Genomic DNA, 13,069 nt, shown 5'->3' with positions numbered 1-13,069 from the left:
ACCAGAAGAGTCAATCGAATTGGCGCGCCGTCGGATTCATGAGCTGAATCAAAGGGATTCAAATATGGACGTGCAACGCAAGCTGGAGATTCTGGCCGATGCCGCCAAGTACGACGCATCCTGCGCCTCCAGCGGCACCGAGAGGCGGGATTCCAGCGACGGCAAGGGCATGGGCTCGACGGCGCCCGGGATGGGTATCTGCCATTCCTACGCGCCGGACGGACGCTGCATCTCCCTGCTCAAGGTGCTGCTGACCAACGCCTGCAATTACGATTGCCTCTATTGCGTCAACCGCGCCTCCTCGAACGTGCCGCGCGCCCGCTTCACCATCGACGAAGTGGTCAAGCTGACGCTCGACTTCTACCGGCGCAATTACATCGAGGGCCTGTTCCTCTCCTCCGGCATCATTCGCAGTCCCGACTACACCATGGAGCAGGTGGTCAGCGTCGCGCGAAAACTGCGCGAGGAGCATCACTTCCGCGGCTACATCCACCTGAAGACCATTCCCGAAGCCGACGACGCGCTGATCGCGGAGGCCGGCAAATATGCCGACCGTCTCTCCATCAACATCGAGATGCCGCAGGAGACGAGCCTGCAGCAATTCGCGCCGGAGAAAGACGTGCGCGCGATCCGCCGCACCATGGGCCGGCTGCGGCTGAAGCTCGACGAGGCCGAGGAGAACCGCGCAACGAAAACGAAGGCCAAGCCACAGCGCTTTGCACCCGCCGGGCAAAGCACGCAGATGATCGTCGGTGCAGATAGCGCCTCCGACCACACCATTCTCCACACCAGCGCCAATCTCTACGGCGCCTACCGGCTGCGGCGCGTCTACTATTCCGCCTTCAGCCCGATCCCCGATGCCAGCCGCGCCTTGCCTCTGGTGCAGCCGCCGCTGCTGCGCGAGCACCGGCTCTACCAGGCCGACTGGCTGATGCGGTTCTACGGTTTTGACGTCGGCGAGATCGTCGACGACAGCGCGATGCTGCCGCTCGAGATCGATCCAAAGCTGGCATGGGCGCTGCGTCACCGTGACCGCTTCCCGCTCGACGTCAACCGCGCCAGCCGTGAAGAACTGCTGCGCGTGCCGGGCTTCGGCACCAGGACGGTCGAACGCATCATCGCGACACGGCGCACCACCACGATCCGCCTGGCCGATCTGGCGCGCCTGCATGTCCCCCGCAACAAGGCGCTGCCGTTCATTGTCCTCAGCGATCCCCGGCCGCCGCCACCCCGCCTCGACGAGGCGCGGCTGGTCGAACGGTTCAAGCCGAAAGCAACGCAATTGGGATTTGGCTTCTGATGCAGTACATCACCCTCGACACCGAAACCGATTTCGACGGCTGGCGCAAAGCAGCGCGGAGCCTCGTGCTTCACCACGTGCCGCCCAGTGATGTCACCTGGACCGTGAAAGGCGGCGAAGCGGACTTATTCGCGCCACAAGCGCCGTCTCCGATGCTCGAGGTGAACGAGGGTACCTTCAACGTATCAGGCAAATTCGTCGAGCTCGCCCAGGCCGCGATCCTGCACCGAGATCCCCAGCGCTTTGCGATCCTGTATCGGCTGCTGTTCCGGCTGAAGGACAACCACGATCTCATCGAGGTCGCGACCGATCCTGACGTCGCGCAGGTCACCGCCATGGCGCGAGCAGTCCATCGCGACGAGCACAAGATGCATGCCTTCGTGCGCTTCCGCGAGATCGGCAGGGAACGCCAGGCGCATTACGTTGCCTGGTTCGAGCCCGAGCATCACATCGTGGAGCTCGCCGCGCCGTTCTTCGCAAAACGCTTTGCCGACATGCCCTGGTCGATCCTGACGCCCGATCTGTGCGCGCATTGGGATGGCCATGCGCTCTCCTTCACGTCGGGTGTCAGCAGGCGCGAGGCGCCCAGCGAAGACCGGCTGGAGGAAACCTGGCGGCGCTACTACGCCAGCATCTTCAATCCGGCCCGCCTCAAGGTGAAGGCGATGCAGGCGGAGATGCCGAAGAAATACTGGAGGAACCTGCCCGAGGCTTCGATCATTAAGCCCTTGATCGAGGACGCCGAACGCATGACCGGCGCCATGATCGCCAATGCCGCAACCGATCCGCACAAGCCTCAGAAGCGGCCGGAGGCCCCGATGAAACGCAAGACCGCTGCCGACGATCTCGAAACGCTCCGCGAGGAGGCCGCGCATTGCCGCGCCTGCCATCTCTACAAGGACGCGACCCAGACCGTGTTCGGCGAGGGCCCGAAGAATGCCAATATCATGCTGGTCGGCGAGCAGCCCGGCGACAAGGAAGACCTCGCCGGCCATCCCTTCGTCGGCCCGGCCGGCCAGATGCTGGACCGTGCGCTGGAGGAAGCCGGTGTCGATCGCAAGAAGGTCTATGTCACCAACGCCGTGAAGCACTTCAAATTCGTGCCGCGCGGGAAGATCCGCCTGCACCAGAAGCCGAACACGCCTGAGATCCGGGCATGCCGGCAATGGTACGAGCGGGAAGTTTCGGCAATCCAGCCTGAGCTCATCGTCGCGATGGGCGCCACCGCCGCGCAGAGCGTGTTCGGCAAGATCACTCCCATCGGCAAGACCCGCGGCCGCCTCATCGACCTTCCCGACGGCCGCAAGGCGCTGGTGACGGTGCACCCGTCCTATCTGCTGCGGCTGCCCGATCCGGAAGCCAAGGTGCTGGAATATCAGCGCTTTGTCGAAGATCTGAAGATCGCCGCTGGCCTGCAGAGGAAAGCCGCGCACGCGGCCTAAATACTGGCAGGAAGACGCTTTTCAACCGGCGCTTGTCATCCAGCCTTCAAATCCATCGCGGACAATACCCTTACCTGAAAGTTAAGGGGCGTCCACATGACCGATGTTGCATTCGACCGCGCGGTAGCCGATCCCGCGCCTGTCCAGCCGGCCTCGCGGCCAAATCTCGAGAAGGGCTTCAATCCGCTGACGATGATCCTGTTCTTCGGCATCCTCGCTGCGGGCCTCTTGTTCGTCGCCTACAGCATCTATGTCGACGTCAATGCGACCGGCACGCGCGTGACGACCTACCTGCCCTACATCCTGCTGTTCGTTGCGCTGCTGATCGCGCTCGGCTTCGAGTTCGTCAACGGCTTCCACGACACCGCCAATGCGGTGGCAACCGTGATCTACACCCATTCGCTGCCGGCTGAAGTTGCCGTGATGTGGTCGGGCTTCTTCAACTTCCTCGGCGTGCTGCTCTCCTCCGGCGCGGTTGCCTTCGGCATCGTCTCGCTGCTGCCGGTCGAGCTGATCCTCCAGGTCGGCTCCAGCGCCGGTTTTGCCATGGTGTTCGCGCTGCTGATCGCCGCAATCCTGTGGAATCTCGGCACCTGGTTCTTCGGCCTGCCCGCCTCGTCCTCGCACACCCTGATCGGCTCGATCATCGGCGTCGGCGTTGCCAACGCCGTCATGCGCGGCCGCGACGGCACCTCGGGCGTGGACTGGACCAAGGCGACCGAGATCGGCTACGCGCTGCTGCTGTCGCCGCTGTTCGGCTTCATCTGTGCCGCCGTGCTGCTGCTCGTGCTCAAGTTCATCGTGCGCAACCCCGCACTCTACGCTGCGCCCGAAGGCAACAAGGCGCCGCCGCTCTGGATCCGCGGCCTCTTGATCGCAACCTGCACCGGCGTCAGCTTCGCGCACGGCTCGAACGACGGCCAGAAGGGCATGGGCCTGATCATGCTGATCCTGATCGGCACCGTGCCGACGGCCTATGCGCTCAACCGGGCGCTGCCGGAATCCCAGGTCGCCCAGTTCCAGAAGACCTCGGATGCCGCTTCCAAGGTGATCGCGGCGAAGGGCGCCGGCCACAGCATCATCGGCGATCCCCGCCCGGCGGTCACGCAGTACATCGCGCTGCGTCAGCTCAACGAGGGCACCTATCCCTCGCTCGCCGTGCTGGTGAAGGACGTCGGCAATCAGGTCGCCCAATACGGCTCGCTGAGCAAGGTGCCGGCGGAAGCCGTCGGCAACACCCGCAACGACATGTACATGACCTCGGAAGCGATCCGCTTCCTAATGAAGGACAAGGAGAACGATCTCAACAAGGAGGAGATCGCGACCCTGAACGCCTACAAGGGCTCGCTCGACGCCGCCACCAAGTTCATTCCGAACTGGGTGAAGATCGCGGTCGCCATCGCCCTCGGCCTCGGCACCATGATCGGCTGGAAGCGCATCGTGATCACGGTCGGCGAGAAGATCGGCAAGAGCCACCTCACCTACGCACAAGGCGCCTCCGCCGAGCTCGTCGCCGCCGCCACGATCGGCGCCGCCGACGTGTTCGGCCTGCCGGTCTCGACCACGCACGTGCTGTCGTCCGGCGTCGCCGGCACCATGGCCGCCAACGGTTCGGGCCTGCAATGGTCGACTATCCGCAACCTGCTGATGGCGTGGGTGCTGACGTTGCCCTGCGCGATCATGCTGTCGGCCACGCTCTACGTGATCTTCTCGCGGATCTTCTGAGTTCCTCTCCCTCTCCCCGTTCTTACGGGGAGAGGGTTGGGGTGAGGGGCCGCTTCCGCGCCCCCAGTGAGAGATGGACTCGCGGAGAGTCCTCCTCACCCGATCGCTTATGCGATCGACCTCTCCCCGCAAGCGGGGCGAAGTGAAGAAAAAGCCTTACGATGCCGCGAGCGACTCCTCAACGAGCTTGACCCAATAGGACGTGCCGTAGACGATCGCCTCGTCGTTGAAATTGTAGGCGGGGTGATGCAGGCCGGCGCTGTCGCCGTTTCCGCAGAAGATGAAGGCGCCGGGCCGCGCTTCCAGCATGTAGGCGAAATCCTCGCCGCCCATCAGCGGCGGCATCTCGTGCACATTGGCGTCGCCGGAGACCTGCTTGGCGATGCGCCGCGCCACCTCGGTCTCCGCGGCGTGGTTGTTCACGACCGGGTAGTTGCGCTTGTAACGCAGGTCGATCTTGGCGCCGGTGATCTGCGCGACGCCCGCAACCACTTCGTGCACGCGCTTCTCGACCAGCTTGCGCACCTCGGGCGAGAGCGTGCGGATGGTGCCCCGCAGCGTCGCCGTCTGCGGAATGACATTGCGGGCGTTGCCGGCGTGGAATTCGCAGATCGAGATCACGGCCGATTCCAGGGGATCGACGCTGCGCGCGACGATCGATTGCAGGGCGGTGATCACCTGCGCGCCAACCAGCACGGAATCGACGCATTTGTGCGGACGTGCGGCATGGCCGCCGAGGCCCTCGATGTTGATATCGACCTCGTCGGTCGCCGCCATGATCGGACCCGGCCGGATCGCGAACGAGCCGACCGGAATGCCCGGGCCATTGTGCATGCCGTAGACCTGCTCGATGCCGAAGCGCTCCATCAGGCCGTCCTTGACCATGGCCGCGCCGCCGGCGCCGCCCTCTTCCGCCGGCTGGAAGATCACCACGGCATCGCCGGCGAAGTTGCGGGTCTCGGCCAGGTAGCGGGCTGCCCCGAGCAGCATCGCGGTGTGACCGTCATGGCCGCAGGCGTGCATCTTGCCCGGGGTCTTGGAGGCGTAAGGCAGGTTGGTCTGCTCCTCGACCGGCAGCGCGTCCATGTCGGCGCGCAACCCGATCACCTTGAGGCCCTCGCCGGCCGGCTTGTTGCCCTTGATCACGCCGACCACACCGGTTTGGCCAAGGCCGGTCACGACCTCATCGCAGCCGAACTCGCGCAGCCGGTCCGCCACGAATGCTGCAGTGCGATGAACGTCGTACAGCAGCTCGGGATGCTGGTGGATGTCCCGGCGCCAGGCCTGAATATCGGGTTGGAGGTCGGCGACGCGGTTCACGATGGGCATGGAGGGTCTCGAGCTTTGTGGAAAATACTGGACTGTCTACCATGCAAGCGTCGGTCCACCCAACCGCCTGACATCGGGGTCTAGCCCTGCCCGCCCGGCATGGCCGGGCTTGTCCCGATCCGCCGCGTCTGCCTATTAGGGCGGAACGCTAAGTGACCATCCGGGTGGAAGCAGAATGCCAAGGGGGCTCGAAGGTGAGTTTGACTACATTGTCGTCGGAGCCGGCACAGCCGGCTGCATCGTCGCCAACCGGCTCTCGGCCGAGCCGAGGAACCGCGTCCTCGTCCTCGAAGCCGGCGGCGACGACAACTGGATCTGGTTCCACATCCCGGTCGGCTATCTCTTCGCAATCGGCAATCCGCGCTCGGACTGGATGTTCAAGACCGAGCCCGAGCCGGGCCTGAACGGCCGTTCGCTCGCCTATCCCCGCGGCAAGGTGATCGGCGGCTGCTCGGCGATCAACGCCATGATCTCGATGCGCGGACAAGCAGCTGATTACGATCACTGGCGCCAGCTCGGCATGACCGGCTGGGGCTATGATGACGTGCTGCCGCTGTTCAAAAAGCTCGAAGACCATTTCCTCGGCGCCAGCGAGCATCACGGCGCCGGCGGCGGCTGGCGCATCGAAGCGCCGCGGCTGTCTTGGGATATTCTCGATGCCGTCGGCGATGCCGCCGAGGAAATGGGCATCAAGCGCATCCCAGATTTCAACACCGGCGATAACGAAGGTACCAGCTATTTCCACGTCAACCAGAAGCGCGGCCGGCGCTGGTCCTCGGCGCGCGGCTTTCTCAAGCCGGCGCTGAACCGGGCGAACCTGCGGCTCAAGAAGCACGTGCTGGTCGACCGCCTCATCATCGAGCAGGGCCATGCCGTCGGCGTGCGCTTCATCCAGAACGGCGAGATCATCGAGGCGCGCGCGAAACGCGAGGTGATCCTCTCGGCCGGCTCGATCGGCTCGGTGCAGGTGCTGCATCGCTCCGGCATCGGACCGACGGATTGGCTGTCGCCGCTCGGCATCGACATCGTCATGGACAAGCCCGGCGTGGGGCGCAATCTGCAGGACCACCTGCAGCAGCGTGCGATCTACAAGGTCGAGGGCGTGCGTACGCTGAATGAGACCTATTACAATCTGTTCCGCCGTGGATTGATGGGTCTCGACTACGCCTTCCGCCGCCGCGGGCCCCTCACCATGGCGCCGTCGCAGCTCGGCATCTTCACCCGCTCGGATGCAACGCGCGCCCGCGCCAACATCCAGTTCCACGTGCAGCCGCTGTCACTCGACAAGTTCGGTGATCCCCTGCACCGCTTTCCCGCCATCACGGTCAGCGCCTGCAATCTGCAGCCGACCTCGCGCGGCACCGTGCGGCTGCGCTCGGCGACACCCGATGAGAAGCCGATCATCGCGCCAAACTACCTGTCGACCGACGACGACCGCCAGGTCGGCGCCGACGCCATCCGCACCACGCGCCGCCTGATGCAGCAGAAGGCGCTAGCAAAGTACCGTCCGATCGAATATCTGCCCGGGCCGTCCGTCGGAGACGACGATGCCTCGCTGGCAAAGGCCGCCGGCGACATCGGCACCACCATCTTCCATCCTGTCGGCACCGCGAAGATGGGCGCGGTCAGCGATCCCATGGCGGTGGTCGACGAGCGCCTGCGATTCTACGGCCTCGAAGGCTTGCGCATCGTCGATGCCTCGATCATGCCGACCATCACCTCGGGCAACACCAACACGCCGACGGCGATGATCGCCGAGAAAGGTGCGACGATGATCCTGGAGGATGCAGAGTAGCGTCCGTCCCGCATGATCACCTCGCAGTGTCTTTCCATCGGCCCTGCCGACGCAGAGATCGCCCTGCTGCAATGGGGCGAGCGCGGCAAGCCGCCTGCGCTCCTCGTACACGGCACCGGCTTCGTCGCTGCCGTCTGGGAGGAGGTCGCGCGCGAGCTCGCATCGACCCACACCGTTTATGCGCTCGACCGCCGCGGCCACGGCGTGAGCCACAAGCCTGATGCCTATCATTTCCTGGACTATGCGGAGGATGCTTGCCGCGTGGTCGATGCGCTCGGCCTGCGAGACGTCTACGGCATCGGCCACAGTGCGGGGGCGACCGATCTCCTGCTCGCGGCAAAGCTGTTGCCCGGCCGCTTCAGGCGCCTGTTCGTGATGGAGCCGACGGTGATGGACCCGCGCGCGGCGTGCGCGGGCGGATTGAGCGGCGAATCCCTCGCCCGCGTCGAGGGCACGCTGCGCCGACGGGCCGAGTTCGACAGTACCGATGCCGTGTTCGAGCGCTACCGCGTGGCGCCGGCCTTTGCCGATTGGACCGAAGCATCGCTCCGCGCCTATGTGCGTCACGGCTTCACCGCGCTCGACGATGGTCGGGTGCGGCTTTGCTGCACGCCTGAGATCGAATCCGCGATCCTGCGTCCGATCTACGAGGCGATGGAGCAGGTCTATGTCGGCGATGCCCGCGGCAATCCGTTTGGCTCGCTCGCCGAGATCGACTGCCCGGTGCGCGTCACGACCACTGCGAAATCAGGCCCGATCTATTGGGAGATGGCACGACGGGCCGTGTCGTTGATACCGCGCGTCAGCACGTTCGTCTTTGAAGACGCCGGGCATTGCGTCGCGCAGGAAGTGCCGGCGGCCGTGGTGGAGGCCGTGCGGGAATTCGCGATCTCCGCTCCGTAGCCCGGATGGAGCGAAGCGCAATCCGGGTGCCCCCGCGCGACTGATCCCGGATTATCCTTCGGTCCATCTGGACTACAATCCCATCACCTCACGAAAACGTCATCCCGTCCGGGAATAAGCCCGCGCCTGCCCTGATCACCTCCCCGAAGCCCACTTCCGGGCGAGAGGAGACGTGCGATGAGCGGACACGACCACGGAGACGACGGCGTCAGCCGCCGCAAGGTGCTGGAATGCATGACATGGGCCGGCACCGGGGTGCTGTGGACCGTCACGGGCGGCGTGCCCCGCGCGCTCGGCATCATCGATTCGGCGCAAGCTGCGACCGCGGCCGCGCCGGGCATGACCTTCCTCCAGATCAGCGACAGCCATGTCGGCTTCGACAAGCCGGCCAATCCCAATGCACTCGGCACGCTGGAGGAGGCCGTGAACAAGATCAACGCAATGCCGGCCAAGCCCTCGTTCATGATCCACACCGGCGACATCACGCATCTGTCGAAAGCCGCCGAGTTCGACAACGCCGAGCGCATCATCTCGCAGACCAAGCTCGACGTACACTATGTCCCCGGCGAGCATGATTTCATCGACGAGGAGGTGAAGCTCTATCGCGAGCGCTACGGCCGCGGCACCAAGGGACACGGCTGGTACTCGTTCGACGCCGGCGGCGTGCACTTCGTCGGCCTCGTCAACGTGGTCGACCTCAAGGCTGGCGGTCTCGGCAATCTCGGCGCCGAGCAGCTCGCCTGGCTCGAGGACGATCTGCGCGGCAAGTCGAAATCGACGCCGATCGTGCTGTTCGCGCACATTCCGCTGTGGACCGTCTATCCCGAATGGGGCTGGGGCACCGAGGACGGCGGCCGTGCGCTCGAATACGTCAAGGGCTTCGGCTCGGTCACCGTGCTGAACGGGCACATCCATCAGGTGATGCAGAAAGTCGAGGGCAACGTCACCTTCCATACCGCGCGCTCCACCGCCTTCCCGCAGCCGGCGCCGGGGGCCGCCCCCTCGCCCGGCCCGATGAAGGTCGAGGACGCCAAGCTCCGCGGCATGCTCGGGGTCGCCAGCATCAACTTCAAGCAGAACGAGCAGCGCCTCGCGATCATCGACACGCCGCTCCAGGGCTAAGGTGGAAGCAGACAATGAAGACACTCAACCGCCGCGACTTCGGTGTCGATCTCAGTCTCGCTTTGGCCGCGGCTATCCTGTTGCCCGCAACAAAGGCCCGTGCCGACGACATGGAGGTCCATATCGACAATTTCGTTTTCCAGCCGGCCGAGCTCAAGATCAAGGTCGGCACCACTGTGACCTGGACCAACCGGGACGACATCCCGCACACCGTGGTGTCGGCCGGCAAGTTCAGGTCTAAGACCCTGGACACGGACGACAAGTTCTCCTTCACCTTCACCAATGCGGGCGACTACAAATATTTTTGTTCGCTGCACCCGCACATGACGGGGATGATCAAGGTTGAGTAACGTCTCCAACCAAGGCATCAACGTCTTGCCCGGCCGGTGGTCCCACGCCGGCCGGGCTCGTGCGCCTTCGGTCACATACAACGGCACACCGAACCGGGACGAAACGAAGCCACAAGCAGAACGAGAGGCAAGGCGAGGAGCGATGCCCGCCACCGACGATGTGCAGAAGGCGCAACGCTTCCGCGAGGCGGCGCTGCCCTATCTCGACGACGTCTACACCCTCGCACGCTACCTGCTGCGCGATGCCTCCGACGCCGAGGACGCAGTCCAGGAGTGCTATTTGCGCGCGCTGAAGCATTTTGACAGTTATCGCGGCCCGGCGATGAAGCCCTGGCTGTTCGCTATCCTGCGCAACGTCTGCAACGCCGAATATGCAAGGCGAGCATCGCGGCCGAGCGCGATCGAGGATACGCCAGGCGCCGCCGAGCAGACGCCGATCTGGCAGGAGAGCGAGGCGAGCCCGGAAACCGAGATGCTGCGCAGCCGCGACGCCGGTGCCATCCGCAAGCTGATCGACGCGCTCGCCGAACCGTTCAAGGAAACATTCGTGCTGCGTGAGATCAACAACCTATCCTATCGTGAAATCGCGGACGTCGTCGGCGCCCCCGTCGGCACCGTGATGTCCCGCCTCGCTCGCGCCCGCGCCATGCTGCGCGCCGCCTGGACGGCGGAAGAGGAGCACTCCAGATGACCTGCGACGAAGCAAGGATCCTGCTTCACGCGCTGCTCGATGGCGAGCTCGATGCCGGCCACGCGCGCGAGGTCGAAGCGCATATCGCGAGTTGCCCGGACTGCGCTGCCGAGTTTGCCGCGCAACGCGAAATGCAGCGCATGCTTGCTGGCACCAAGCTGCGCTATACCGCGCCGGCAAGCCTGCGCGACCGGATCGAGGCCTCGCTGCCGAAGCAGCAAGCCCAGCCGCCCCGCCGCTCCGTGCTGCGCGGCTTTGCCATGGGCTCGGCGGTCTCCGCGCTCGCCGCCTCAGGCGTTGTCGCCATCGTGCTGCGCCAGGACGACCAGCAGCGCGTCCTGTCGGAGGTCGTCTCCGCGCATCTGCGTTCGCTCCAGGCCGGTCACCTCACCGACGTGATCTCGACGGACCAGCACACGGTGAAGCCCTGGTTCAACGGCAAGCTCGACGTCGCCCCGCCGGTGATCGATCTCACCGCGCAAGGTTTCACGCTGGTCGGCGGCCGGCTTGACTATATCGACGCGCGCGCCATCGGCGCCGTGGTCTACCGGCGCCGACAACACGTGATCAATCTGTTCGTGGCGCAAACCGCGAGCACCGAGCACCGGCCGCCGAAGACCCAGACCATGCAGGGCTTCAACTGCCGCCGCTGGGGCGGCCGCGGCCTGAACTTCTGGGCGGTGAGCGATCTCGGCGCCGACGAGCTCGCCGAATTCGTCGACAAGTTCGAAGCGGCGATGAAGGCGAATGTGGAGGGGTAGCATCGCCCGCCCGCCGATCACACCAACGTTCAAGCGTGACGGCTCTCACTGTCCTCCAGCGCGCGACGCGGCGGATTGGCGCCGTCGTCACGGAGGACAAGGGGACTCACCGTCGTCGCCGGAATCGGCGGTCTGACCAGTCTGAATATTCTCCGGTGAGCCGCCAGGATTGGTCCCGTGATGGACGAAGCTGTCAGGCCGACCTTCTCACCGCGTTGTCCACCAGCGTCTTGCCGAGCGACCAGATCGCGCCGGGGACCTTGTGGCTGCCGGCGATGACGTCGTCGAACGCGCGCTCGATCCAGCTGCAATCTTCCTCGGTGATGGTGAGCGGCGGCAGCAGCTTGATGGTGTGGCTGCCGTGGCCGGCGACTTGCGTCAGGATCTTGTGATCCTTGAACAGCGGCACGGTGATGAGCTGGCAGAACAGGCCTTTGTTGGCGGCCTCCAGCACGTTCCACGAGGCGCGCAGCCGCAGCGATTTCGGCGGGCCGAACTCGATGCCGATCATGAGGCCCTTGCCGCGGACTTCCTTGAGCAGCTCGTAGCCGGGCACCATGCGCGTCAGCGCGAGGCGCAGTTCGGCGCCGCGCTTGGCGGCCGCATCGATCAGCTTCTCGGATTCCATGACGTCGAGCGTGGCGATGCCCGCGGCCATCGCGAGGTCATTCTTGGAGAAGGTGGAGCCGTGCACCACCGCACGGTCCATCTGGTTGAAGATCTTGTCGAAGATGCTCTTGCGCGTCAGCACGGCGCCAACCGGCACGTGGCCGCCCGACAGCGACTTCGACAGTAGCACCATGTCGGGCTCGACGTTCCAGTGCTCGACCGCGAGGAAGCGGCCGGTGCGGCCCATGCCGGTCTGGATCTCGTCGGCGACGAACAGCGTGCCGTATTTCTTGCAGAGCGCGGCCGCGCCGGGCAGGAACTCGTCGGTGGGCATGTTGACGCCCTTGCCCTGGATCGGCTCGACGACGAAGGCCGCGACCTCGCGCGAGGCCAGCGCCTTTTCCAGCGCCGCCAGATCGTTGAACGGGATCGGGGTGCAGCCCGGCAGCAGCGGCTCGAAACCGGTGCGGAAATTGGCGTCGCCGGTCAGCGACAGCGCACCATAGGTCAGGCCGTGATAGCCGTGGGAGCAATACACGATGCCGGGACGCCCTGTCGCGCCGCGCGCAAATTTGATCGCGGCCTCGACGCATTCGGCGCCGGAATTGGCGAAGAACGCCTTGTCGAGATAGGGAACGTATTTCAGCAGCCGCTCGGCCAGCACGCCGGCGAGCGTCGAGACGTCGAACTGAACGAGGTTGGGCAGGTCGGCATCGAGCACGCTCTTGAGCGCATCGCGCATCACCGGATGATTGCGCCCGATCGCAAACACGCCAAAGCCGGACAGCAGGTCGAGATAGCGCGCGCCATCGCGATCATAGAGGTACTGCCCCTGCCCCTTCTGAAAGCCGACGTCGTATCCGATGGTCTTGAGGACCCGAACGAACTGCTCGTTCAGATACCGATTATGCAGGGTGCTGCGCTGGGCCTGACGGTCCGCGAATAGCTGAGACATGTCTGGATTTGGGCTGTGCATCCGTTACATACTTCGGTTGAGGGTCGTCTCGTCAACTGAAAAGGGACCGTTACTGAAAACGGTCTG

General features: G+C 64.9%; 11 protein-coding genes. 9 read left to right on the top strand and 2 right to left on the bottom strand.

The genetic code is table 11. The features are described from left to right. Window positions 1-64: 64 nt before the first annotated feature. The 3 genes from X268_RS09060 to X268_RS09050 all read left to right on the top strand — a co-directional run bounded on the left by X268_RS09060 (window position 65) and on the right by X268_RS09050 (window position 4,467). Entirely contained in the window at window positions 65-1,300 is a 1,236-nt protein-coding gene (locus tag X268_RS09060; RefSeq protein ID WP_128924621.1) for a putative DNA modification/repair radical SAM protein, read from the top strand. Next, complete coding sequence (locus tag X268_RS09055; protein ID WP_128924620.1) at window positions 1,300-2,742, top strand: UdgX family uracil-DNA binding protein; 1,443 nt, start codon at window positions 1,300-1,302, stop codon at window positions 2,740-2,742. The genes X268_RS09060 and X268_RS09055 overlap by 1 nt, the downstream gene beginning before the upstream one ends. Window positions 2,743-2,838: 96 nt before the next feature. After that, on the top strand, window positions 2,839-4,467 hold the full coding sequence (locus X268_RS09050) for an inorganic phosphate transporter (protein ID WP_128924619.1): 1,629 nt from the start codon (window positions 2,839-2,841) through the stop codon (window positions 4,465-4,467). Window positions 4,468-4,623: 156 nt separating this feature from the next. Here the strand turns inward: X268_RS09050 and X268_RS09045 are convergent, their stop codons facing one another. Continuing rightward, entirely contained in the window at window positions 4,624-5,796 is a 1,173-nt protein-coding gene (locus X268_RS09045) for a M20 aminoacylase family protein (RefSeq protein WP_128924618.1), read from the bottom strand. Window positions 5,797-5,971: 175 nt separating this feature from the next. Between X268_RS09045 and X268_RS09040 the strand changes: the two genes are divergently transcribed. The 6 genes from X268_RS09040 (at window position 5,972) to X268_RS09015 (ending at window position 11,418) form a co-directional block, all read left to right on the top strand. Beyond that, window positions 5,972-7,591 carry a GMC family oxidoreductase gene (locus tag X268_RS09040; protein ID WP_128924617.1) on the top strand — a complete coding sequence of 540 codons (1,620 nt, stop codon included), beginning with the start codon at window positions 5,972-5,974 and terminating at the stop codon, window positions 7,589-7,591. A 12-nt stretch (window positions 7,592-7,603) separates the two neighbouring features. Then, entirely contained in the window at window positions 7,604-8,494 is an 891-nt protein-coding gene (locus tag X268_RS09035; protein ID WP_128924616.1) for an alpha/beta fold hydrolase, read from the top strand. A 177-nt stretch (window positions 8,495-8,671) separates the two neighbouring features. Further along, window positions 8,672-9,616, top strand: a complete 945-nt coding sequence (locus X268_RS09030) for a metallophosphoesterase family protein (protein WP_128924615.1) — start codon at window positions 8,672-8,674, stop codon at window positions 9,614-9,616. 14 nt (window positions 9,617-9,630) lie between these two features. Further along, window positions 9,631-9,966 carry a cupredoxin domain-containing protein gene (locus tag X268_RS09025; protein ID WP_128924614.1) on the top strand — a complete coding sequence of 112 codons (336 nt, stop codon included), beginning with the start codon at window positions 9,631-9,633 and terminating at the stop codon, window positions 9,964-9,966. Window positions 9,967-10,108: 142 nt separating this feature from the next. Further along, on the top strand, window positions 10,109-10,657 hold the full coding sequence (locus tag X268_RS09020; RefSeq protein WP_128924613.1) for a sigma-70 family RNA polymerase sigma factor: 549 nt from the start codon (window positions 10,109-10,111) through the stop codon (window positions 10,655-10,657). After that, window positions 10,654-11,418 carry an anti-sigma factor family protein gene (locus X268_RS09015; RefSeq protein ID WP_128924612.1) on the top strand — a complete coding sequence of 255 codons (765 nt, stop codon included), beginning with the start codon at window positions 10,654-10,656 and terminating at the stop codon, window positions 11,416-11,418. The genes X268_RS09020 and X268_RS09015 overlap by 4 nt, the downstream gene beginning before the upstream one ends. Window positions 11,419-11,611: 193 nt before the next feature. Here the strand turns inward: X268_RS09015 and hpnO are convergent, their stop codons facing one another. Beyond that, window positions 11,612-13,003, bottom strand: coding sequence for an aminobacteriohopanetriol synthase HpnO (hpnO, locus tag X268_RS09010; protein WP_128924611.1), 1,392 nt, complete (start codon window positions 13,001-13,003; stop codon window positions 11,612-11,614). Window positions 13,004-13,069 lie beyond the last annotated feature (66 nt).

It is taken from the genome of Bradyrhizobium guangxiense, assembly GCF_004114915.1.
GTDB lineage: Bacteria > Pseudomonadota > Alphaproteobacteria > Rhizobiales > Xanthobacteraceae > Bradyrhizobium > Bradyrhizobium guangxiense.
The sequence above is the reverse complement of the archived record's forward strand: the minus strand, read 5'-3'. Positions and strand labels throughout refer to the sequence as shown.

Bases quoted from the DNA above. Each gene is read 5' to 3' on its own strand.
- X268_RS09020 (WP_128924613.1), top strand. From the start codon at position 10,109: ATGCCCGCCACCGACGATGTGCAGAAGGCGCAACGCTTCCGCGAGGCG.
- X268_RS09030 (WP_128924615.1), top strand. From the start codon at position 8,672: ATGAGCGGACACGACCACGGAGACGACGGCGTCAGCCGCCGCAAGGTG.
- X268_RS09060 (WP_128924621.1), top strand. From the start codon at position 65: ATGGACGTGCAACGCAAGCTGGAGATTCTGGCCGATGCCGCCAAGTAC.
- hpnO (WP_128924611.1), bottom strand. From the start codon at position 13,003: ATGCACAGCCCAAATCCAGACATGTCTCAGCTATTCGCGGACCGTCAG.
- X268_RS09050 (WP_128924619.1), top strand. From the start codon at position 2,839: ATGACCGATGTTGCATTCGACCGCGCGGTAGCCGATCCCGCGCCTGTC.
- X268_RS09040 (WP_128924617.1), top strand. From the start codon at position 5,972: ATGCCAAGGGGGCTCGAAGGTGAGTTTGACTACATTGTCGTCGGAGCC.
- X268_RS09025 (WP_128924614.1), top strand. From the start codon at position 9,631: ATGAAGACACTCAACCGCCGCGACTTCGGTGTCGATCTCAGTCTCGCT.
- X268_RS09015 (WP_128924612.1), top strand. From the start codon at position 10,654: ATGACCTGCGACGAAGCAAGGATCCTGCTTCACGCGCTGCTCGATGGC.
- X268_RS09035 (WP_128924616.1), top strand. From the start codon at position 7,604: ATGATCACCTCGCAGTGTCTTTCCATCGGCCCTGCCGACGCAGAGATC.
- X268_RS09045 (WP_128924618.1), bottom strand. From the start codon at position 5,796: ATGCCCATCGTGAACCGCGTCGCCGACCTCCAACCCGATATTCAGGCC.
- X268_RS09055 (WP_128924620.1), top strand. From the start codon at position 1,300: ATGCAGTACATCACCCTCGACACCGAAACCGATTTCGACGGCTGGCGC.